This window comes from Yoonia sp. KMU-150, assembly GCF_056858355.1.
On record NZ_JBXEQF010000001.1, the window covers coordinates 871,130 to 892,446 of the forward strand.

A 21,317-nucleotide genomic window follows, 5' to 3' on the forward strand; every position below is an offset into this window, starting at 1 on the left:
TCATGTTGCAGGTGGCCCTGGGCGGCGCGTTGGGATCGGTGCTGCGGTACCTGGTCGGACTGGCTGTGGCGTTTCCGCTGGGAACGCTTGCCGTCAATGTCGCAGGGTCGTTCGTCATCGGTGTTGTCTGGCACGGCCTGACGACCAAGGGGCTGCAGGGGTGGCTGCCGTTTGTGATGACCGGGGTGCTGGGTGGGTTTACCACCTTTTCCGCGTTCAGCCTTGATACGTTACGGCTGATTGACGCGGGCAGGGTGGCGGCGGCGGGCGGATATGTTATGGCGTCGGTTCTGTTTTCACTGGCGGCCTGTGCTGCCGGTCTTTGGATCGCGAGAGGCTTCACATGAGTGGCGTGCAAACACGGGTTGTTGGCCCCGATGACGGCGATCAGCGGCTGGATCGTTATCTGCGCCGCCTGTTCCCGCATCTGACGCAGGGGCGCATCGAAAAGATGTGCCGCAAGGGCGAGGTGCGCGTTGACGGCGGGCGGGTGAAATCGAACACCCGGCTCGATATCGGGCAAAGCGTGCGCATCCCGCCGCTGCCGACCGAGGAAGAGGTCGAGAGCCAGCGCAACCTGCTGAAACACGGTGTGACCAAGGCGGATGCAAAGCTGATCCAATCCTGTGTGCTGTACCGTGACGAGCATATCATCGCGATCAACAAGCCGCCGGGCATCGCCACGCAGGGCGGCACCAACACCACGCGCCACATCGACGGTATGGCCGAGGCGCTGATGTTCGACTACGACGAAAAGCCGCGACTGGTGCACCGGCTGGACCGGGACACGTCGGGCGTCTTGTTGCTGGCGCGGACACGCATGGCGGCAAAGGGTCTGACAGAGAACCTCAAGCACCGCGAGACGCGCAAGATTTACTGGGCCGCGATTGCGGGTGTGCCGCATCCGCGCGCGGGAACGATCAAATACGGGCTGGTGAAATCCGGCGGCGGGCGCGGCGGTGATAACGAGAAGATGCGCTGCGTGCATCCGCGCGATGTGGACAGCACAGAAGGGGCAAAACGGGCGGTGTCGGACTACGCGGTGATGGATACCCTGGCCAGCCGCGCATCATGGTGCGCGCTGGTGCCGATCACGGGGCGCACGCACCAGTTGCGCGCGCATATGGCGGAGATCGGGCATCCGATTATCGGCGACGGGAAGTATGGCGGATCGGCGCAGGAAAACCTGGGCGACGGCTGGGGCGCGGGCATGGGCGGCGACATTTCCCGCAAGATGCACCTGCACGCGCGGTCGTTGACGATCCTGCATCCGATGACCGGTGCGGAGATGCAGTTTGTCGCACCCTTGCCCGAGCATATGCAGAACACCTGGGATTTCGTGGGTTGGCATGTGAGCCATGCGCCATTCGATCCGTTCAACATGCCGGAGGGGTAACCCATGGGTGACCTTACGGAAAGTTTGAGATTAATTGTATTCGATGTCGATGGCACGCTCGTCGACAGCCAGGCCGAGATCATGGCCGCGATGGAGGTCGCCTATACCGCCGAGGGGTTGCCGGTGCCGACGCGGCAGAATGTGCTGTCCATTGTCGGGCTGTCGCTGATGGAAGCGTTCACGGTGCTGAGCCCGCAGGCCGATGTCGTGCGGTTGACCAACGGCTACCAGGATGCGTTTCGTCAGTTGCACGAGGCACCGGGTGCGAAGGGCGAGAGCCCGCTTTTCCCCGGCATCAGGGAGTTGCTGTCCGAACTGGCAGCGCAGGACGATACGCTACTCGCTGTGGCTACCGGCAAATCCCGCCGCGGCGTTGACCGAATGATCGCCATGCACGGTCTAGAGGGCGTGTTTGCCAGCACGCAAAACGCGGATTTCCACCCGTCCAAACCGCATCCGGCCATGGTGCAGGCGGCGATGGATGAATGCGGGGTCGGACCTGACCGTGCGGTGATGGTCGGGGATACGACATATGATATCGACATGGGCCGGGCCGCCGGAATGCAGACCATCGGCGTGGCCTGGGGGTATCATCCGGTGGTTGATCTGAAGGCCGATATGATCGTGCATGACGCAAGCGAATTGGCGCAGGCCATCGACACGCTGACGGGACGGCAGACATGAGCGAGTGGAAAGCGAAGCGGTTCTGGAAAGAGGCGCAGCCTGTCGCGCAGGATGGCGGTTTCGGTATCGCGCTTGACGGACGTGAGGTCAAAACACCGGCCAAGGCAGCGCTGATCGCACCGACCCGCGCCATGGCAGAGGCCATCGCCGCCGAATGGGACGCGCAAAGCGGTAAGATCGACCCGAATATCATGCCGGTGACCCGGGGTGCCAATGCCGCCATCGACAAGGTCGCGCCCCAGTTTTCCGAAGTCGTGGCGCTGCTGGCCGCCTATGGCGACAGTGACCTGCTGTGCTATCGTGCGGCTGGCCCCGAAGCGTTGGTGGCGCGGCAAGCGGCGGGCTGGGACCCGCTTCTGGATTGGGCGGCGAACACCTATGGTGCGCGTCTGTTCGTCGGGGAGGGCGTCATGCATGTGCCGCAGACCCGCGAGGCATTGGCGAAATTGCGCGCGGAACTGGACCGTCTGACGCCGTTCCAGCTTGCCGCGGCGCATGATCTGATCGCGCTGTCGGGGTCGCTGGTGATCGCACTGGCGGTGATGCGCGGGCAGGTCGATGCAGCCGAGGCTTGGCAGATTTCGCGGATCGACGAGCATTGGCAGGCCGAGCAATGGGGCGCGGACGACGAGGCCGCGGCGCAGGAAGCGATCAAGCGGCAGGCCTTTCTGGATGCCGCGCGGTTCTTTGCGTTGTCCACAGGCTGAGCCGATTCGGGCGAATCACCCGCGGTTGACGATTGCAAGGGAAAATACCCTTGTTTTCAGGGTTGATTCCCGACTGTTGCCCTTGACCTCTTGCCGCGAATTCGCACACTCTGCCCGCGTCAGGGGGGCAAACCCCTTACAATTCGTAAACGCCCCTTCAGGGGGTGAAAAAATCCGCCAATCACTCCGGTGGAAACTCAGGAAGAGGTAAAAATGAAAAAATCCGTATTTCTCGGCGCGCTGACCGTTGCTGGTCTGTCTGCTGCCGCTGCTTCGGCTGCCACACTTGACGATGTCAAGGCACGTGGCACGCTGAACTGTGGCGTGACGACCGGTCTGGTCGGCTTTGCCGCACCCGACGCGAATGGCGAGTGGACCGGCTTTGACGTCGCTGTCTGCCGCGCTGTCGCTGCTGCCGTTCTTGGCGATGCGCAGGCTGTCGAATTTGTTCCGACGACCGGTCAGACACGCTTTACCGCGCTGGCCTCGGGCGAGATCGACCTGCTGGCTCGTAACACGACTTGGACCTTCTCGCGCGACACCGACCTCAAGTTCGAATTTGTCGGCGTCAACTACTACGACGGTCAGGGCTTCATGGTGCCGAAGGCGCTTGGCGTGACATCCGCCAAGGATCTGGACGGCGCTACCGTCTGCATCCAGACCGGCACCACGACCGAGCTGAACCTTGCCGACTTCTTCCGCTCCAACAATATCTCGTACGAGCCTGTGCCGATCGAGACGAACGCGGAAGCCCAGCAGCAGTATCTGGCCGGTGCCTGCGACGTGTACACCACGGATGCATCCGGTCTGGCCGCGACACGCGCGACCTTCGAAGCACCTGGTGACCATGTCCTGCTGCCCGAGATCATCTCCAAGGAGCCACTGGGCCCGCTGGTCCGTCATGGCGACAACGAGTGGGGCGACATTGCCCGCTGGACGCTGAACGCGCTGATCTCTGCCGAAGAGCTGGGCGTGACATCTGCAAACATCGGTGAACTGTCCGCTGCCCCTGGTAACAACCCGGAGATCAACCGTCTGCTGGGCACCGAAGGTGAACTGGGCGCGATGATCGGTCTCGACGCCGACTGGGCCGCGCGCGCCATCATGGCGAACGGCAACTACGGTGAGATCTTCGAAAAGAACATCGGGGAAAGCACACCCATCGGTCTGGCCCGTGGCCTGAACGCGATGTGGACCGAAGGTGGCCTGATCTATTCGCCTCCTTTCCGCTAAGACCTGACGGCGAAGGCCCGGGGATCACCCCGGGCCTTTTGCTATGACGACCCAAGAATAAACGCGCACATCGCGTCGCCGTGACACCGGAAAACCGGGCTGGTGACGACCAAGAAAACGAGTGCCACGGGAGAGATATATGTCAACGCTCACTGACGCGCCGAAACCAGCGTTTCGGCCCAGCCAGCTTATCTACGATACGCGATACCGCTCGATCACGATTCAGGTCGTCGCACTGGTGCTGATCATGGCCGGCCTCTGGTGGCTGGTCGACAACACCATCAGCAACCTGAACGCGCTGGGCAAGGATTTCGATTTCGGGTTCCTCAGTTCTTCTGCCGGTTACGACATCAACCAGATGCTGATCGACTACAACAACCAGATGAGCCATGGGCGCGCGGCGATCGTCGGTATTCTCAACACGCTGCTCGTCGCGTTTCTGGGCTGTGTCACCGCGACCATCATCGGCGTCATCGCGGGTGTGCTGCGGTTGTCGAAGAACTGGGTCGTCAACAAGCTGATGGCGGCCTACGTCGAGGGCTTCCGCAACGTGCCGCTGCTGCTGTGGATCATCCTGATCTTCGCGGTGGTGACGGAATCGACACCGCGGCCCAACGAATTTCGCGGCGAGGATCCTGCCGCCAGCATGATCTTGGGCGACAGCGTCGCGATCACCAACCGGGGCACCTATATCCCGCGGATCGGCTTCACCAATTCGCTGAGTGGCAACGAGGCCGTCGCGGCGGAAGAGGGGCTGACACCGGTGTCGTCCGGCGGCATCGACTGGTTGCTTATCCTGGGCACGCTGGCGATCAGCATTATCGTCATCCGGTTCCTGAACGCCCGTGCCACGCGGATACAGGAAGCGACGGGCGTGCGACCGAAGACTTTATGGACCAATCTGGCGGTGTTTTTCATCCCTGTTGCGCTCGTCTTGTTCTTTCTGGGGGCCACGATCGTGAAGCCCTATCTCAAGGGGTTCAACTTTTCCGACGGGGTGCATTTGCGTAACTCGCTGATCGCGCTGTGGCTGGCACTGTCGCTTTATACCGGGGCGTTTATCGCAGAGGTGGTGCGGGCGGGTATTCTGGCCGTTTCCAAGGGCCAGACAGAGGCCGCGTCCGCGCTGGGCATCAAACCGAACCGCACCATGCGGCTGGTGATCCTGCCGCAGGCGATGCGCGTCATCGTGCCGCCGCTGATCTCGCAGTACCTGAACCTGACCAAGAACTCCTCGCTGGCGATTGCCGTGGGATACATGGACGTGCGCGCCACCTTGGGCGGCATCACCATCAACCAGACCGGCCGCGAGTTGGAGGGAATGCTCCTTCTGGGGCTGTTCTATCTGGTGCTGTCGCTGCTGATTTCGTCGGTGATGAACTACTACAACAACCGCACACAGCTGAGGGAGCGTTGATATGAGCGATACACATGCACAAACCGTGCCATATGTGCGCGAGACGATGTTGCCTGAATCGGAGCCGCCGATTTCGCAGATCGGGCTGGTGCGTTGGGGGCGGGAGAACCTGTTTTCCTCGCCGCTGAACATCATCCTGACGCTTGTGTCCATCTATGTGATCTACTGGGTCCTGATCCACGTCGGTCCCTGGATGCTGGGCGGTATCTGGGATGCGAACTCGCTGTCCGATTGCCGTGCGATCCGCGACGAAACGATGGGCGAGGACGCGTCGGTGGCCTGTTGGGCCGTGCTAGGCGACCGTTGGCATCAGCTGTTGTTCGGTTACTACCCGAGCGAGCTGTACTGGCGGCCGGTTCTGGCGCTGGTGATTTTCCTCGTCGGGCTGACACCGGTACTGTTTCCGTCCATTCCGCGTGCCATGCTGGCGGTGACGCTGGCGGCCCCGTTCGTCTGCTTCTGGCTGCTATGGGGCGGATCGGTCTGGCTGCCTATCGCCGTCGCACTCGGCTTTGGTCTGGGGTATCTGGTGTTCCGCTTCGTCACCCCGATGAGTCCACTGGCCGGGATTATCGCCGCTATCGTCGTGCCGATCCTGTATTGGCTGCTGTTTGCAGGAACGCTGTCGGCGGAACTGAACAGCGCCATTCCCCTGCGGATCGAATTCGTGGAAAGCCGAGCATTCGGTGGCTTCATGCTGTCGGTGGTGATCGGCCTGTCGGCGATCATCCTTTCGCTGCCGCTGGGCATCCTGCTGGCGCTGGCGCGTCAGTCAGACCTGTTCATCATCAAGACTTCGGCGGTCGTGTTTATCGAGGTGATCCGTGGCGTGCCACTGATCGTGTGGCTGTTTACCGCGCAGCTTTTGCTCAACTACTTCCTGCCGCCCGGCACGAACTTTGACCTGACGCTGCGTGTAATTATCATGGTGACGCTGTTTTCGGCCGCCTACATCGCCGAGGTGATCCGTGGTGGCCTCGCCGCCCTGCCGAAGGGGCAATACGAAGGGGCCGACAGTCTGGGCCTGAACTACTGGCAGTCGATGCGTCTGATCGTGCTGCCGCAGGCGCTCAAGATTTCCATTCCGGGGATCGTGAACACCTTTATCGGCCTGTTCAAGGACACCACCCTAGTGGTCTTCATCGGCCTGTTCGACCCGCTTGGCATCGCCTCCGCGATCCGCGCCAGCACCGACTGGAACGGCATCTACTGGGAGCTTTTCATCTTCATCGGCCTGATGTTCTTCATCTTCTGCTACTCCATGGGCCGCTACTCACTCTACCTGGAGCGCAAACTCCAGCGTGAAAATCGTTAAGGGAGGCATGTGATATGTCCGATACAGCAACCGACCGCACAATCGACCGCAGCCAGATGCAAGTCTCTGACGAGGTGGCGATTTCGATTAGCAACATGAACAAGTGGTACGGGACATTCCACGTGCTGCGCGACATCAACCTGACGGTGAACCGTGGCGAGCGGATCGTGATCTGCGGGCCGTCCGGCTCGGGCAAATCGACGCTGATCCGTTGCATCAACCGGTTGGAAGAGCATCAGCAGGGGACAATTCTGGTGGATGGGACCGAGTTGTCGTCCGACCTCAAGAACATCGACAAGATCCGGTCCGAGGTGGGCATGTGCTTTCAGCACTTCAACCTCTTTCCACACCTGACGATCCTTGAGAACTGCACGCTGGCCCCGATCTGGGTGCGCAAGACGCCCAAGAAGGAAGCCATCGAAACCGCGATGCATTTCCTAGAAAAGGTGAAGATCCCCGAGCAGGCCGACAAATACCCCGGTCAGCTGTCCGGTGGGCAGCAGCAACGTGTCGCCATCGCCCGCAGCCTTTGCATGCGCCCGCGCATCATGCTGTTCGACGAGCCGACATCGGCGCTGGACCCCGAGATGATCAAAGAGGTGCTCGATACCATGATCGAACTGGCCGAAGAGGGCATGACCATGCTGTGTGTGACCCACGAGATGGGCTTTGCCCGTCAGGTCGCCAACCGCGTGATCTTTATGGACCAGGGCCAGATCGTGGAGCAGAACGAGCCGGAAGCGTTCTTCAACAACCCGCAGTCGGATCGGACCAAGCTGTTCCTGAGCCAGATTCTGGGGCACTGAGCCAAAGCGGAACGGATGTGATGAACGGGCTGCACAAGTGTGCGGCCCGTTTGCGTTCAGTCGGTCAGATCACGCGGCACGACGAAATCGACACAGGTTCCCTTGCCCGGTCTGGCGTATTCACTTTTGGCAAAGTCGATCACAGTCGTCGCGCATGTGGGATAGTCGGAAAAGCGACGATGCGACGGGCGCTTGCGGACCAGACCAGCCGCGCACATGGCCGTGCCGGGATTGTGGCTGACGATGGCGATTGTGGCGGCGCTATGAGCCTGTGCCACGTCACAAATGGTATCGGGCGAGGGGTGGTATAGCTTCGGCACGAAGCGGGTGGCCGGTGTGGTGCCGAGGCCTGCGATCACACCTTCGGTGGTTTGCACGGTGCGCGTGGCATCCGAACTCAGGATCAGATCGGGCAGATAGGCATGCTGCAAGAGCCAGTCGCCGATGGCGCGTGATGCGGTGTGCCCCCTTTCGGTGAGCTTGCGTTCGTGATCGTCGGCGAACGGATCGTCCCAGCCGGATTTCGCGTGTCGGATCAGGATCAGACGGCGGGTGGTCACAGGAAGGCCTCCATATGAAAAGCGGCCTGCGCGGGCAGGCGGTTGCCCTGACTGACCGGGCAGGCGCGGCGTGCGGCGCAGCCTTTGGTCATGCAATCGGTTCCTGTGGGCGATGACAGAAACGCCTTGCATGCGGCGACGTCATAGCCGTTTGCGAATGCATCGACGGGACAGGCTTTCGCGCAGGGGGCTGCGCATGTGATGCAGGGTTTGGTGCCTGGCGCAGGGGCGTTCTTGTTCGGGAGCAGGATCGCACCGCGAAAGGATACAAACAGTCCGGCGGTATCATGCACGAGAAAATGGATGGGCGATGGCCAGAAACGACCGCTGCGCTGCGCCCAGGTGAAAAATGGATGGTAGGGCGGGCCGCCGAACGGGAAAAACGCCGTGCCGCCCATGTCAGCCGCCACTTGCCCCAGTACGCGGCGCGACCATCGGTCCATGGGGTCGCCCGCGCCGTCGCGGTATTCCGCGCTTTCGGTGAAGATCGGCCAGAACTGCGGCTCTTCCGGGCCGATCAGGTGCAGCGTTCCGTCGTGCGGCAGACCATCGTCCGCCACGGTCGGGCAGGTACCGAGAAGGCACAGCCTGTGTGAACGCAGGGCAAGGGTCAGATCTTCCGTCGTCATGCAGGTCACAGTAACCGGCATGACGGGCGGCGCAACGCTATCCGCGCTGCCAGGTCCGCGCCATCCGCGGCGGGGCACTGGGATCGGTCTCGAAGATCAGTTCTCTGGAATTGCACCAGTAGCCTCCGGCGCTGCCACCGAACATGCCCGACGCCGAGGTGAAGGGAATGGACATCACCTGACCGCCGAGATCCGCCGAGCCGACCAGATTGTAGTCGCCGACCGACATGAGAAAGACGGCGCCGTCGCCATCGACGTGCCCACTGCTGTAACCGTTCACGGTGACCGTCGTGGGTGGGACATTCGGCAAGGCCATGCGGATTTGCAAGTCACGTACGGTGATCCGCATCGCGCCGCTGGCGGAGATGTCCATACGCGCGTCGCCGCCGAGTGGTGTTGCGGTCTGGCCCGTCTGCATCGTCATGAGGTCGGCGATGTCGCTGATGTCGGCCCACCATGTGCCGACCATGCAGGGGTCGACGGCCGAGAGTGCAGGCGTCGCCGAAAGGCTGCCGAGCAGGGCCGTGATCTGAAATACCTTGCGCATCCTATGATCCCTTTTTGCCAAAGGACCATGATAGCACGTTTCCGGTCAGGATGCTTCCGTCGGTTTTTCGCGCCGGATCAGGGTGCCGGCACCGTATTCGGTGAAAAGCTCGATCAGACATGCGTTGGGGATGCGCCCGTCCAGGATGACCACAGCGCGCACGCCATCCTCGATCGCCTTCAACGCAGTTTCGGTCTTGGGGATCATGCCGCCCGCGATGATGCCGTCATCGGTCATTTGGCGCACGGTTTCGGGTGTAAGCTGGGTGACGACCTGACCATCCGCGCCTTTGACGCCGGGCACGTCGGTCAGAAGGAGCAGGCGGTCTGCCTTGAGCGCCCCCGCTATAGCACCTGCGGCGGTGTCGCCATTGACGTTGAATGTTTCGGCCGGGTCCATGCCGGTGGCCACGGGGGCCACCACGGGAATGATTCCCGCACCATAAAGATCGCGCAGCACCTGCACGTTCATCTCGATCGGGCGACCCACGAAGCCCAGTTCCGGGTCGTCGGCCTGTGCGACCATCAGGTCGTCGTCTTTACCCGACAGGCCGACCGCGCGGCCGCCTTCATCCATGATCGCTTGCACGATGCGCTTGTTCACAAGGCCCGTCAGCACCATTTCGACGACTTCGACAGTGGCCTGATCGGTGACCCGCTTGCCGCGCACAAATTCGGATTTGATACCCAGCTTGCCCAGCATCTCGTTGATCATCGGGCCGCCGCCGTGCACGACGACCGGGTTCAGGCCGACCTGTTTCATCAGCACGATATCGCGCGCGAATTCGGCCATGGCATCCTGATCGCCCATGGCATTGCCGCCGAATTTCACGACGACGACGGCCCCGGCGTAGCGTTGCAGATAGGGCAGGGCCTGCGAAAGCGTCTTTGCGGTGCCGATCCAGTCGCGTGTCATGTCTTGGGTCCTCATCAGTCTATCCCCGCAATGATGGCGCGTAGGGTGGCGATCCCCTCGCCCTTTTCGGAAGAGGTCAGGACCAGTTCGGGAAAAGCGGCGGGGTGTTTGGCCAGGGCGGCGCGGGTCATGTCCAGCGATTTGGAGAGCGCGTCGCCGCGCAGCTTGTCGACCTTGGTCATGACCGCCTGAAATGTCACGGCAGAGCGGTCGAGCAGGGTCATGATCTCCTCATCCACGGCCTTGGCCCCATGCCGCGCGTCGATCAGGACGAACACGCGGCGCAGGTTCGCACGCCCGGACAGGTAGTTCTTGAGCAGGCGTTGCCATTTTTCCACGACAGGCACGGGCGCATTTGCAAAACCATAGCCGGGCAGGTCGACGACGTAGATATCGCCTGCGGTGAAGTAGTTGATTTCCTGTGTGCGGCCCGGCGTGTTGGAGGCCCGTGCAAGGCCCTTGCGCCCGGTCAGCGCATTGATCAGCGACGACTTTCCGACGTTGGAGCGCCCGGCAAAGCAGACTTCGGCCCGGTCGGCAGGGGGCAGGCCGTCCATCGCGACCACACCTTTGAGAAACGTCGTTTCGCCTGCGAACAACTTGCGGCCCTTTTCAAGGCTGGCGTCGTCGGGTGTTTCGACTTCCGGAAAGGGCAGTTGCATCACAAGACCTCGCAGCGGTCGCCGACGGTGATATCGCCGTCGGTCAGGACTTCGGCGTAAAGGCCGAAATCCTGATGATCCCACCCGGCGCGGAGCGCACCCAGCGTATCGCGGTCACGCTGTCCGGTCACAGGGTTTGCCATCGTGTGCTTGCACCGCTCCGCCCGTTCGCGGATCGACAGCGTTGCTGTACCGATCTTGACGGTCTTGCCGACCCAGTCATGTTCGCCCCAGGCCGGCAGATCGTCGAGCCAGATGTTCCCGCGCCAGCGTTCAAGCTCCAGCGTGCCGCCGAGCCGGTCGGCCACGGCCTGATGGCTTGCCAGATTCATGATCGAGATCGACGGGAAATCGGTATCGGTCATGCCGCGTTCCGGTGCGCTGACAAGGGCCGTGGGTTGCACGCTTTGCGTCGCGGTGAGCGGAGCGACCCAATGCAGAAAGCGTGTCACGTCGGCCGGTTCCAGCGGATCGAAGGTGATGTCGGTGAGGTCGTGGTGGCGCAGCGTGATCGTGCCCGCCGCCTCGTCCACACGCGCCCAGATGCCCGCGAGCGCGGGGGACACGACCCCGATCATGAAGTTGCGGCAACTGACCCACTCTGGTGCTGCGGCACTGAATTTCGTGCGGTCATGCGTCACGGCAAAAACGCGATCCCACGGCATTGTCCGCCCTGCGGTCAGATGCACCTGCGCGATCTTCTCGCGCCCATAGCTCTTGATCGGGTGTCGCCAGATTTGCGCGACGGTCGCCATCTATTTGCCCCCGGCCTTTGGCTTTGACTTCGCCTTGGGTTTGTCAGGGGTGTTCGCCGGTTTCGGGTCCTTTTTGAAGCTGGCCTTGATGTTGCCGAAGACATCTGGCTTGGACCCGTGGCTGCGCATGATCAGGTACTGTTGCGCGAAGGTGATCATGTTGTTGGCGATCCAGTAGAGCACCAGACCGCTGGCGAAAGAGCCGAGCATGAACATGAACACCCATGGCATCCAGGCGAAGATCATGCGCTGCGTCGGGTCTGTCGGCGTCTGGTTCAGCTTTTGCTGGAGCCACATCGAAATGCCCAATGCGATGGGCATGAGGCCGATGAACAGCAGGGCGAGGATGCTTCCGGGTTCGGGTGCGGCCCAGGGCAGCAGCCCGAAGAAGTTGAAGATCGACGATGGATCCGGGGCGGACAGATCCTTGATCCATCCGATCCACGGCGCATGGCGCAGTTCGATAGTGACGAAGATCACCTTGTAGAGCGAAAAGAAGATCGGGATCTGCAGCAGGATCGGCAAACAACCTGAGGCCGGATTGACCTTGTTGTCCTTGTAGAGCTTCATCATGCCCTGCTGCATCGCCTGCTTGTCGTCTCCGGTGCGCTCCTTGAGCGCCTCCATCTCGGGTTGAAGCTCTTTCATCTTGGCCATGGACACGAAGGATTTGAACGCCAGCGGCAGCACCATCGCCTTGATGATCAGGGTCAGCACGACAATCGACCAGCCCATGTTGCCGATATAGACGTTCAGCGTGTGCAGCAGCCAGAAGATCGGTTTGGTCAGGAAAAAGAACCAGCCCCAGTCGATGCTGTCGAGAAACCCGGTGACGCCTTCGTCGTTCTCGTATGTGCGGATCGCGTCCCATTCCTTGGCACCGGCAAAGAGCTGGGTCGTCACGGTCGCGCTGTCCCCCGCCGCGACGGTTTCGAGCGGCATCACGGCCTCGGCCTGATAAAGATCGCGGGTCTCGAAATACTTGGAGGTGGCGCGGAACGGCCTGCCCTGTTCGGGGATCAGCGTCGTCATCCAGTAGTGATCGGTATAACCGATCCAGCCGTTTTCGGTGGCTTCCACACGGTCTGCGCGGGTCCGCTCGGCTGGGTCGACGTCATAGTCGACGATGTCGTCGTAATCCACTTCGGCCAGTTCGTTGTCCACAAACCGCACCAGACCTTCGTGCAGGATGAAAAAGTTCTTGAGATCAGCAGGTTCCCCGTGGCGGCGGATCAGGCCATAGGGGCGCAGGGCGATGTTGTCGCCGCTGGTGTTCTCGACGCTTTGAGCGAAATCGAACATGAAGTCATCGTCGACCGAGATTTCGGTGCGAAAAATCTGACCCGCACCGTTGTCCCACACCAATGTCACGGGGGTGTCGGGCGTCAGCGTCTCGCCGCTTTCGACGGACCACAGCGTATCGGGGCCGGGAACCTGATCGGCAGTCAGCCCGTCGGCGGGCGCCCAGCCAAACAGGGCAAAATAGGCATTCGGACCACCAACAGGATTGAGCAGGTGAACGGTGTCGGCGCCCGGGTCGAGCGTTTCACGGTATTGTGTCAGTGCCAGATCGTCGATCCGCCCGCCTTGCAGCGACAGCGAGCCCGAGAGGTTCGGTGTTTCGATGGCGATCCGGGGCGCGTCGGAGACTGCCTCCTGCGCGGTCGCGGGCAGGTCGGGCGTGGACGCATCGGTACCGGCGCTGGGCGTGGTCGCATCGCCCTGGGTCTGCGTCGCCTGCGGGGGCAGATCGGTCAGGGTCGGGTCTTCGGGCGGGAACATCCAGAACCAGACCATTATGACCAGGAAACTGAGAACCGTCGCCAGGATCAGATTCTTGTTCTGCTCGTCCATTTTCGTGCCGCCCATGACAGGTGAAAGATCAGGGTGGTTCAACCTGTCGGGGGCCGAAAGGTCAAGCTCTTTTGCCTGATTTGCCGGGTTTGACGACACTGTGCCACGCCGGTTCGCGGGTTATTGAAGATACCGGTGCGGTGCGTGCCGTGCGCCGGCCAACAGCCTGTTACGTATCCACGGACCCACGTCGGCGACCTGCATCGGGTGCGATACCGCGTAGCCCTGCACGAGACGGCAGGCCGTGCGCGCGATGAAGTCGAGTTCGGCCGTGGTTTCAACGCCTTCGGCCAGGGCGCGAACCCGGAGGCGGTCGGTCATGGTGAGCATTGCGATGATCATGTCCTGTTGATCGGGGTCGCTGTCCACGTGACGCACGAACGAACGGTCGATCTTGATGCGGTTGACGCCGAACTGGCGGATCGTCGTGATCGAGGCCCGCCCGGTGCCGAAATCGTCAAGGTCGATGGCGCATCCCATTTCGGCCAGGGCACGGATGTTGCGGAGCAATAGGTCGTCGCCGCCCTCCGCCACCACCGTTTCAAGAACTTCGATGACAAGCCGGTCCGGGAGCATGTCGAAAGCGTCGAGTTCGAGGCAGACCGCGTCGATCAGGTGCGGATCGCGCAATTCGTCCGCGGACATGTTGATAGAGACGGTCGGCACCCTGTAGCCCGCATCGTCCCAGTTCTTGAGCGCGCGCAGTGCGGCGCGCAGCATCGCCAGCCCGAATTCGCGCATCATGCCCCCGTCAGCCACGACCGGCAGGAAATCCGCGGGCGCGATCATGCCGTGGGTCGGGTGTTGCCAGCGCGCCAGCGCCTCGAACCCGACGATACAGTTATTCTGAATGTCGATCTGCGGCTGGAACATCGCATGGATCGCGCCGGAGGCGAGGGCCGGGCGCACGTCATTCGCCAGGTTGGTTCGAAGCGCCAGTTGGTGCTGCATTTCCGGCGTATACCCGAGAACGCAGTTGACACCGGCGCGACCTGCCTCGTCCAGCGCGGCGCGGGTTGCGCACCAGAGCGCCTCGCCCCCCGGTTCCGGAAGGTCCATGGCGCGTGCATATGCAACCGTGATCGAGGAGGCTGACCCATGCCCGGAGACGGCGAGTTGATCGAGCGCGAGGAGCTGCACCTGTGTCGCCAGTTCACAGAGCGCGTGATCGCCCCACAGGCACCGTGCGTCGGGCAGGATCGCATACCGGCGCTCGCCCAGGGCAATGACCTGCATGGTGCCTTGGGTTCTGCGTGTCAGTCCTTTCACAAGTGCGCGGCAAAACCCGGTGTCACCGCCTTCCGTTTGTGCGGGGTCCTGCGGCACCGTATCGTCGATATGGACCGCGATCAGCGTGGCGTCCGCGCGGTTGCGCGCGGCCTTGGCGCAGTTTGCGTCAAGCAGGCGAAGTAGTCGTGCATGGTCTGCGCGCCGCCTGCGTCGCGTGACGCCCCGCAAAAGAGAACTCAACAAAGCCAGCATCGGCATCCTCCACCATGCAGGCCCCGCCATGACGCCCGATGCCGGACCCTAGCGCGATTGAGGTAACCGATCCGTTAAGGTTGAGACGGAAGAGACAGACCCGCGAAATCAAAAAGTTTGGGGTCAAGCAGGTGCGACGGTCGCGCGTTCATCAGCGCGCGAAACATGACCTGTCGGCGACCCGGGCTGTTCTTTTCCCAGCCGTCGAGGATTTGTTTGACCTGCTGGCGTTGCAGCCCATCCTGAGAGCCGCAGAGGTCGCAGGGGATGATCGGATATTGCATGGCGCTGGCGAATTTTTCGCAATCGGCCTCGGCGACGTGGGCGAGCGGACGGTAGAGGAACAGGTCGCCCTCTTCATTCACCAGTTTCGGCGGCATCGTCGCGAGGCGGCCGCCGTGAAACAGGTTCATGAAAAAGGTTTCGAGAATATCGTCGCGGTGATGGCCCAGCACCACGGCAGAGCAGCCTTCCTCGCGCGCGATCCGGTAGAGGTTGCCGCGCCTTAACCGCGAGCAGAGCGCACAGAACGTCCGCCCTGCGGGTACCTTGTCCATCACGATAGAATAGGTGTCCTGATATTCGATCCGGTGCGGCACGCCCATATCCGACAAAAATTTCGGTAGCACTGTCGCGGGAAAACCCGGTTGCCCCTGATCCAGATTGCAGGCCAGTAGGTCCACCGGCAGTAGACCGCGCCATTTCAACTCGTATAGCACGGCAAGCAGGGTATAGCTGTCCTTGCCGCCCGACAGGCAAACCAGCCATCGCACCGGCGGTGTGTCGGGATCGCGCGCGTCGCGTTCGATCATGCCATATTGCTCGACTGCTTCGCGCACGTTCGCCACGATCCGCTTGCGCAGCTTCTTGAATTCGGTGGTTTTGGGCGCACCGTGGAAAAGTGGGTGAATTTCGGTATCATGGTCCAGCATATCGCCAGCCCTAAACCGTGGCATCGTCGCAGCCAAGGGGTTTCAGAACATGGAAGGCCCCCGATGCAGTGTCATTCCACACCGCAACACGCGCCCGGTGCCGACCCGTATCCGCATGGCAGCCGCCGTGTCGTCAGCTTTCGCTACGATACGGCACTCGTTCTGCTGCGCCTGAAAGACGCGCCGGAACTGCGCAGCGGTGACGATGCGGACTACCTGACCGGTCAACCCTATCAGGTCAGTTGGTGCGACGGCAGCGGGGTATGGCACCCCATCGTCGTGCCCGCGGGGATGATAACCGACCTGACCAGTGTTCCGCTGGGATTTCGCTTTTTGGTCGGGCGGGTCGGGCCGTGGCTGGAGGCGGCCATCGTGCATGACTATCTGTATCTGGCGTGGCAGGATATTGCGGGCCGGGAAGTGCGGGCAGCGGACCGTCTGTTCGCAGACCGGATCATGCGGATCGCGATGGAAAAGGCGAAGGTGAGCGTTTAGCGGCGCTGGGCGATCTATGGCGCGCTGCGCCTATTCGGCAGGCCCGCCTATGCGCGACGGTCGGACGCGCGCTATGTCGACCTGCACGATCCGGCCATCGCCACGCAGCTTTACGCCACCGGCGGGCGTTTGCCCGAGGGCCGGAGCGACCTACCTTTGATCTGATCCACGAAAGGTGTCCCATGCGCTGTCTCGTCCTATGTGCCTTTGCTCTGCTCGCCGCCTGTTCCGGCAGGCCGTCTTTCGAGGACGCGTCGCTCGACCCCGACCGCAAGCTGAACCTCGAAGAATTCTTTGACGGCGAACTGGTGGCCTATGGCCAGTTTCAGGATGTATTGGGCACGGTACGCCGCAGTTTCGTCGTGAACATTCGCGGTGATTGGGATGGCGAGACGCTGACCCTGGTCGAGGATTTCGATTATGAGGACGGATCGACCGAACAGCGTATATGGACCTTGCAAAAGACCGGACCCGACAGCTGGACAGGTACGGCGCCGGGCGTAATCGGGCAGGCTGTCGGTCAGGAACAGGACAATCGCTTCAACTGGCAATACGAGATCGACCTGCCGGTGCCTTCTGCGGACGGCACGTCGGAAACGCTGCGCGTGACGTTCGACGACTGGATGTGGCTGCTGACCGAAGACCGGCTCTTCAACCGCGCCTATGTCATGCGATATGGGTTCACGATCGGCGACGTCAGCATTTCGTTCGAAAAGCTGGATTGAACGCCGGACTGGATTTTCACGCATCGATCGATACGCTTCTCTTATTTCAAAGAGAGGTATTTTGATGGAGTATATTTGTTCCGCCCGCAAACTTGCCGACGACGGCATTCATTTCACCCATGAATCCGCGCGGGCAGCGACGTTCGTGCGCGTCACCAAGCCGCACCAGAAGATGAGCGCCGCAGATATCGTGGACCCCAAGAAGTGGGCGCGAGAGGTCGTATCACAAAGCGTCACCGGAGATATTCTGCTGGTTCTACACGGGTTTCGCGTGCCGCAGAACAGTTTCCTGAACGAGGTCGTCAACCTCAGGCGCGGGCTGACTGGCAAGGGATACAAGGGTGCCGTCGTGGCCTGTGACTGGGCGACGGACGGGCGGCTGTTCAACTATCAGGCGGATCGCAAGGATGCCGCGATCGCCGCGACGTTCCTGTTGGAGGCCTGCGTATCCGCCGTGCTCACGGCGCGTCCGACGGCAAAGCTGCATATCGTCACCCATTCGATGGGTGGATATTTGCTGGCCAAGGCCCTGCACCGGGCCGTAGGGGCGGCGTTTGGGACGCGGTTGCGCAACAGCTTGCGCAACGTGGTGCTGGTGGCGCCCGATATCGATCGCGATTGGGCCGCGCCCGGCCACTGGTTTGCTGAATCCGTCTATAAACTCGCCGGGCGATGTGCGGTGTTTCATTCGGAAATGGATCAGGTTCTGCATATTTCCGAGGACCTGTATCATGACAGACGGCAAAGGCTTGGGCGCGAAGGGCTGCCGTCGCCGACGGTCGCGAAAATGGCCGGGGTTGACTGGACACACTATTACGCGACCCGTTATGCTGGGACGCTCGACTGGCCGCACAGTCACAGTTTCTATTTCAGGGAGGCGGAGTTCCATCGGGTGCTCGCCGCGCATCTGACTTAGATCAGGTGAATGTCAGTCTGGCACGTTGTCGATGCCGGCACCACCCCAGGGATGGCAGCGGCCGATGCGCCGGATCGTGAGCCATGTGCCCTTGATGCCGCCATGCTTTTGCAGCGCTTCCAGCGCGTAGGCCGAACAGGTCGGTTGATAGCGACAGCCATGTCCGACCCATGGCGAAAACAACAGACGATAGGCGCGGACGGGCAGGGCGGCGATGTAAGCGAGCGGGGTCATGTGTGGACCTTGGCCAACGCGCGGATCAGATCGGCCTGCAGGCGGTCGAAGGGCAGCGTCGCCGTCGTGTCTTTGCGCCCGACCAGCACGTAGTCCCAGCCGTCACGGCCATGCGTGGGCAGTACCAGGCGCGCGGTCTCGCGCAGCCGGCGCTTGGCACGGTTGCGGGCGACGGCGTTACCGACCTTCTTGGAGCATGTAAAACCGACACGAATGCCGGTGGCAGGTTCATCCGCACTGCGTTTGCGCGCCTGTAGATGGATACCAGGCGTGCCCTGCCGCCGTGCGTGGGAGGCGCGCAGGAAATCCGCACGTTTCGTCAGCATTACGGGTTTCGAACAAACGGAAACCGCCGGTGGCCCTGCCGTGGTTTTGGCGTCTTCGCCATCCACGGGTACCACCGGCGGTTTCAAATGCTTTTCCGTGCCGGTGCGCTTACGCGCTCAGCTTCGCGCGGCCCTTGGCGCGGCGGTTGTTCAGGATCTTGCGCCCGGCCTTGGTGGCCATGCGTGCGCGAAATCCGTGGCGGTTCTTGCGAACCCGGTTGGAAGGCTGGAACGTGCGCTTCATCGCGTGTCCTCCGGTTGATGGCCGCACCCATGGAAATGGATTCGAGGCCGCTTACAATTCAGACCTGTCCTTTAGAGGGGCGGGCTGGGGCTGTCAACGCGACGGAGCCAGCATTTGTGCAACAAATCGCGCGCATCCATCGCGTCAAATGTTTCAGTCCCGCGTATGGGGCACATGATTTCTGAAACATGGGTCGCGAAACGATCAATGCAACGTGAGGGGGCTATGTTCCGGGCGATCCGCAGTCCATCTGTGATCCAACCAGATACGCCGGAGGGCAGAAAGATGACAGACGTGACAGACAAAGACACAACCAACCCGATTCTCAAGCGACTTCCGCTGATCATCATCGTGACGGTCGCGGTGCTGGGCGCGATCTTTCTGCGCGATTATCTATCGTTCGAAACCTTGGCCGAAAACCGCGAGTCGTTGCTGGCCTTTCGGGACGACAATTACCTGCTGACGGTGCTTGCGTTCATCGCGGCTTATGCGGTGATCGTGGCATTCAGCCTTCCGGGGGCCACCATCGCCACGTTGACAGGCGGCTTTCTGTTCGCCAGCCTGCCTGCGTTCTTTCCGTTCTTCCCCGGCGCGTTCTACAATATCGCGGGCGCCACAATCGGTGCGATCGGGTTGTTTCTGGCCGCGCGCTGGGGCCTGGGCGATACGTTGGCCAAGAGAATGGACAGCAGTGACGGCACCGTCAAGAAACTGAAAGACCAGATTGACGACGAGCAGAACCAGTGGTCGATGCTGTTTTTGATCCGTCTCGTGCCTGCCGTGCCGTTTTTTGTAGCCAATCTGGTTCCGGCGCTGGTCGGTGTGCCGCTCTATCGTTTCGCGGTTTCCACGTTCTTCGGCATCATGCCGGGTGCCATCGTCTATACCTCCGTCGGCGCGGGTTTGGGGCAGGTATTCGACCGCGGCGAAAGCCCGAACCTCGGCATCATTTTCCAGCCGCAGTTTCTTCTTCCGCTTCTGGGTCTCTGCGTCCTCGCGGCCCTTCCACTGATTTTGAAGGCCGTGCGCGGCAAGAAAGGCATCTGAGCCATGAACCGGATCAAGACGGATATTTGCATCATTGGCGGCGGCTCGGGCGGGTTGTCGATTGCGGCGGGGGCTGTCCAGATGGGCGCGAAGGTCGTGCTGCTGGAAGGGCACAAGATGGGCGGCGACTGCCTGAACTACGGCTGTGTTCCCTCCAAGGCGCTGATCGCATCGGCCAAGCACGCGCATGAGGGGCTGAACAACGCCAAATATGGCGTGGCAGTGGCGAAACCGGAGGTCGATTATGCCGCCGCCAAGGACCATGTACACGACGTCATCGCCACCATCGCACCCGTCGACAGTGTCGAAAGGTTCGAAGGGCTGGGTGTGGAGGTCATTCAGGAATTCGGCCGCTTCATCTCCGAGACCGAGGTGCAGGCGGGTGACACCGTGATCGAGGCGCGGCGATTCGTCGTTGCGACAGGCTCCGGCCCCTTCGTGCCGCCCATCGACGGGTTGGACGGGGTCAAGCATTTCACCAACGAAAACATCTTCGATTTGCGTGAGCGGCCCGACCATCTGATCGTGATCGGCGGTGGTCCCATCGGCATGGAAATGGCGCAGGCGCATGTGCGATTGGGGTCGAAGGTCACGGTGATCGAGGGGGCCAAGGCCTTCGGCAAGGACGACCCGGAAATGGCGGCTATCGTGCTGGACCGGCTGCGCGACGAAGGCGTGGAAATCGTCGAGGAGGCGCAGGCCGACCGGATCAGCGGCGCGGGCGACAGGATCACCGTGCACACGCCCAAAGGGGATTTCACGGGCTCGCATTTGCTGATGGCCGTCGGGCGCAAGGTGAACACCGAGAAGCTGGATTTGGAAAAGGGCAATATCGCGCACGACCGGAGCGGCCTGAAAGTCGGTGCCGATCTGCGCTCGACCACCAACCGTCGCGTCTATGCGGCGGGCGACGTTGCCGGCGGTCTGCAATTCACCCATGTCGCGGGCTACCACGCCGGTGTCCTGATCCGATCTATGCTCTTTGCATTGCCGTCCAAGCAGCGGACCGACCACATCCCGTGGGCCACCTACACCGACCCCGAACTGGCGCAGGTCGGCCTGACCGAGGCGCAGGCGCGTGACAAACACGGCGATGCGCTAGAGGTCGTCCGGTTCCCCTACGACGAAAACGACCGGGCCATTGCCGAGCGCAAGACGACGGGCCTTATCAAGGTCATGGTGTTCAAGGGCAGGCCGGTCGGCGCATCCATCGCCGGGCATCTTGCGGGCGAGCTGATCGGCATGTGGGCCATGGCCATCGCCAACAAGATGAAAATGAGCGCCGTCGCCAACACTGTTCTGCCCTATCCCACCATAAGCGAGGTCAACAAACGCGCCGCCGGGGCCTATTTCAGCCCGCGCCTGTTCGAAAGTGCGATGGTCAAACGGGTCGTAGGCTTTATACAACGCTGGATACCCTAGGCCAGCCGGAGGCG

The 21,317-nt window shown here is 61.8% G+C and carries 25 protein-coding genes; 13 read left to right on the forward strand and 12 right to left on the reverse strand.

The features are described 5' to 3' along the window. Positions 1-2: 2 nt before the first annotated feature. The 8 genes from crcB to AC04PH_RS04190 all read left to right on the forward strand — a co-directional run bounded on the left by crcB (position 3) and on the right by AC04PH_RS04190 (position 7,558). Positions 3-347, forward strand: a complete 345-nt coding sequence (gene crcB, locus AC04PH_RS04155) for a fluoride efflux transporter CrcB (protein WP_483066146.1) — start codon at positions 3-5, stop codon at positions 345-347. Continuing rightward, entirely contained in the window at positions 344-1,396 is a 1,053-nt protein-coding gene (locus tag AC04PH_RS04160) for an RluA family pseudouridine synthase (protein ID WP_483064478.1), read from the forward strand. The genes crcB and AC04PH_RS04160 overlap by 4 nt, the downstream gene beginning before the upstream one ends. Positions 1,397-1,399: 3 nt before the next feature. Further along, on the forward strand, positions 1,400-2,080 hold the full coding sequence (locus AC04PH_RS04165; RefSeq protein ID WP_483064479.1) for an HAD-IA family hydrolase: 681 nt from the start codon (positions 1,400-1,402) through the stop codon (positions 2,078-2,080). Beyond that, positions 2,077-2,787 (forward strand): ATP12 family chaperone protein, encoded by a 711-nt coding sequence (locus AC04PH_RS04170; protein ID WP_483064480.1) that lies wholly within the window; start codon positions 2,077-2,079, stop codon positions 2,785-2,787. Before AC04PH_RS04165 ends, AC04PH_RS04170 begins: the two co-directional genes overlap by 4 nt. 213 nt (positions 2,788-3,000) lie before the next feature. Then, the gene (locus tag AC04PH_RS04175) at positions 3,001-4,020 is read left to right on the forward strand and encodes an amino acid ABC transporter substrate-binding protein (protein ID WP_483064481.1); all 1,020 of its coding nucleotides are present in this window, start codon (positions 3,001-3,003) and stop codon (positions 4,018-4,020) included. 139 nt (positions 4,021-4,159) lie between these two features. After that, positions 4,160-5,437 carry an amino acid ABC transporter permease gene (locus AC04PH_RS04180; protein ID WP_483064482.1) on the forward strand — a complete coding sequence of 426 codons (1,278 nt, stop codon included), beginning with the start codon at positions 4,160-4,162 and terminating at the stop codon, positions 5,435-5,437. A gap of 1 nt (position 5,438) precedes the next feature. Next, positions 5,439-6,752 (forward strand): amino acid ABC transporter permease, encoded by a 1,314-nt coding sequence (locus AC04PH_RS04185; RefSeq protein WP_483064483.1) that lies wholly within the window; start codon positions 5,439-5,441, stop codon positions 6,750-6,752. Positions 6,753-6,766: 14 nt separating this feature from the next. After that, a complete protein-coding gene (locus AC04PH_RS04190) occupies positions 6,767-7,558 on the forward strand; it encodes an amino acid ABC transporter ATP-binding protein (RefSeq protein WP_483064484.1) in 792 nt (263 codons plus the stop codon). A gap of 56 nt (positions 7,559-7,614) precedes the next feature. On the opposite strand, the gene AC04PH_RS04195 is transcribed toward AC04PH_RS04190, so the two are convergent. The 9 genes from AC04PH_RS04195 to ttcA form a co-directional block, all read right to left on the reverse strand. Then, positions 7,615-8,118 (reverse strand): SixA phosphatase family protein, encoded by a 504-nt coding sequence (locus AC04PH_RS04195; protein ID WP_483064485.1) that lies wholly within the window; start codon positions 8,116-8,118, stop codon positions 7,615-7,617. Then, complete coding sequence (locus tag AC04PH_RS04200) at positions 8,115-8,747, reverse strand: ferredoxin (RefSeq protein WP_483064486.1); 633 nt, start codon at positions 8,745-8,747, stop codon at positions 8,115-8,117. The genes AC04PH_RS04195 and AC04PH_RS04200 overlap by 4 nt, the downstream gene beginning before the upstream one ends. A 37-nt stretch (positions 8,748-8,784) precedes the next feature. Next, on the reverse strand, positions 8,785-9,294 hold the full coding sequence (locus tag AC04PH_RS04205; protein ID WP_483064487.1) for a hypothetical protein: 510 nt from the start codon (positions 9,292-9,294) through the stop codon (positions 8,785-8,787). A 45-nt stretch (positions 9,295-9,339) separates the two neighbouring features. Further along, a complete protein-coding gene (argB, locus tag AC04PH_RS04210) occupies positions 9,340-10,224 on the reverse strand; it encodes an acetylglutamate kinase (RefSeq protein WP_483064488.1) in 885 nt (294 codons plus the stop codon). Next, on the reverse strand, positions 10,224-10,871 hold the full coding sequence (gene yihA / locus AC04PH_RS04215) for a ribosome biogenesis GTP-binding protein YihA/YsxC (RefSeq protein WP_483064489.1): 648 nt from the start codon (positions 10,869-10,871) through the stop codon (positions 10,224-10,226). Before yihA ends, argB begins: the two co-directional genes overlap by 1 nt. Further along, positions 10,871-11,626, reverse strand: coding sequence for an MOSC domain-containing protein (locus AC04PH_RS04220; RefSeq protein WP_483064490.1), 756 nt, complete (start codon positions 11,624-11,626; stop codon positions 10,871-10,873). Before AC04PH_RS04220 ends, yihA begins: the two co-directional genes overlap by 1 nt. Beyond that, the gene (gene yidC, locus AC04PH_RS04225; RefSeq protein ID WP_483064491.1) at positions 11,627-13,480 is read right to left on the reverse strand and encodes a membrane protein insertase YidC; all 1,854 of its coding nucleotides are present in this window, start codon (positions 13,478-13,480) and stop codon (positions 11,627-11,629) included. 120 nt (positions 13,481-13,600) lie between these two features. Beyond that, positions 13,601-14,962: an EAL domain-containing protein gene (locus tag AC04PH_RS04230; protein WP_483064492.1), complete on the reverse strand. Its 1,362-nt coding sequence runs from the start codon at positions 14,960-14,962 to the stop codon at positions 13,601-13,603. Positions 14,963-15,036: 74 nt separating this feature from the next. Beyond that, positions 15,037-15,894: a tRNA 2-thiocytidine(32) synthetase TtcA gene (gene ttcA, locus AC04PH_RS04235; protein ID WP_483064493.1), complete on the reverse strand. Its 858-nt coding sequence runs from the start codon at positions 15,892-15,894 to the stop codon at positions 15,037-15,039. Positions 15,895-15,957: 63 nt separating this feature from the next. On the opposite strand from ttcA, the gene AC04PH_RS04240 reads away from it, so the two are divergent. The 3 genes from AC04PH_RS04240 (at position 15,958) to AC04PH_RS04250 (ending at position 18,030) form a co-directional block, all read left to right on the forward strand. Next, positions 15,958-16,389 (forward strand): DUF1353 domain-containing protein, encoded by a 432-nt coding sequence (locus tag AC04PH_RS04240; RefSeq protein WP_483064494.1) that lies wholly within the window; start codon positions 15,958-15,960, stop codon positions 16,387-16,389. A gap of 182 nt (positions 16,390-16,571) precedes the next feature. After that, positions 16,572-17,114, forward strand: coding sequence for a DUF3833 domain-containing protein (locus tag AC04PH_RS04245; RefSeq protein WP_483064495.1), 543 nt, complete (start codon positions 16,572-16,574; stop codon positions 17,112-17,114). Next, positions 17,065-18,030, forward strand: a complete 966-nt coding sequence (locus tag AC04PH_RS04250; RefSeq protein ID WP_483064496.1) for an alpha/beta fold hydrolase — start codon at positions 17,065-17,067, stop codon at positions 18,028-18,030. The genes AC04PH_RS04245 and AC04PH_RS04250 overlap by 50 nt, the downstream gene beginning before the upstream one ends. Before the next feature lie 12 nt (positions 18,031-18,042). Here the strand turns inward: AC04PH_RS04250 and yidD are convergent, their stop codons facing one another. Genes yidD through rpmH form a run of 3 tightly spaced genes read right to left on the reverse strand, consistent with a single transcriptional unit; the run spans position 18,043 to position 18,834 of the window. Beyond that, complete coding sequence (gene yidD / locus AC04PH_RS04255) at positions 18,043-18,264, reverse strand: membrane protein insertion efficiency factor YidD (protein WP_483064497.1); 222 nt, start codon at positions 18,262-18,264, stop codon at positions 18,043-18,045. Then, a complete protein-coding gene (gene rnpA / locus AC04PH_RS04260; protein WP_483064498.1) occupies positions 18,261-18,677 on the reverse strand; it encodes a ribonuclease P protein component in 417 nt (138 codons plus the stop codon). The genes yidD and rnpA overlap by 4 nt, the downstream gene beginning before the upstream one ends. A 22-nt stretch (positions 18,678-18,699) precedes the next feature. Continuing rightward, positions 18,700-18,834, reverse strand: a complete 135-nt coding sequence (gene rpmH / locus AC04PH_RS04265) for a 50S ribosomal protein L34 (RefSeq protein WP_008231458.1) — start codon at positions 18,832-18,834, stop codon at positions 18,700-18,702. A 285-nt stretch (positions 18,835-19,119) separates the two neighbouring features. Here rpmH and AC04PH_RS04270 point away from each other — a divergent pair, with 285 nt between their 5' ends. Continuing rightward, complete coding sequence (locus AC04PH_RS04270) at positions 19,120-19,881, forward strand: TVP38/TMEM64 family protein (protein WP_483064499.1); 762 nt, start codon at positions 19,120-19,122, stop codon at positions 19,879-19,881. Positions 19,882-19,884: 3 nt separating this feature from the next. Continuing rightward, on the forward strand, positions 19,885-21,303 hold the full coding sequence (locus AC04PH_RS04275) for a dihydrolipoyl dehydrogenase family protein (protein ID WP_483064500.1): 1,419 nt from the start codon (positions 19,885-19,887) through the stop codon (positions 21,301-21,303). Positions 21,304-21,317: the final 14 nt, after the last annotated feature.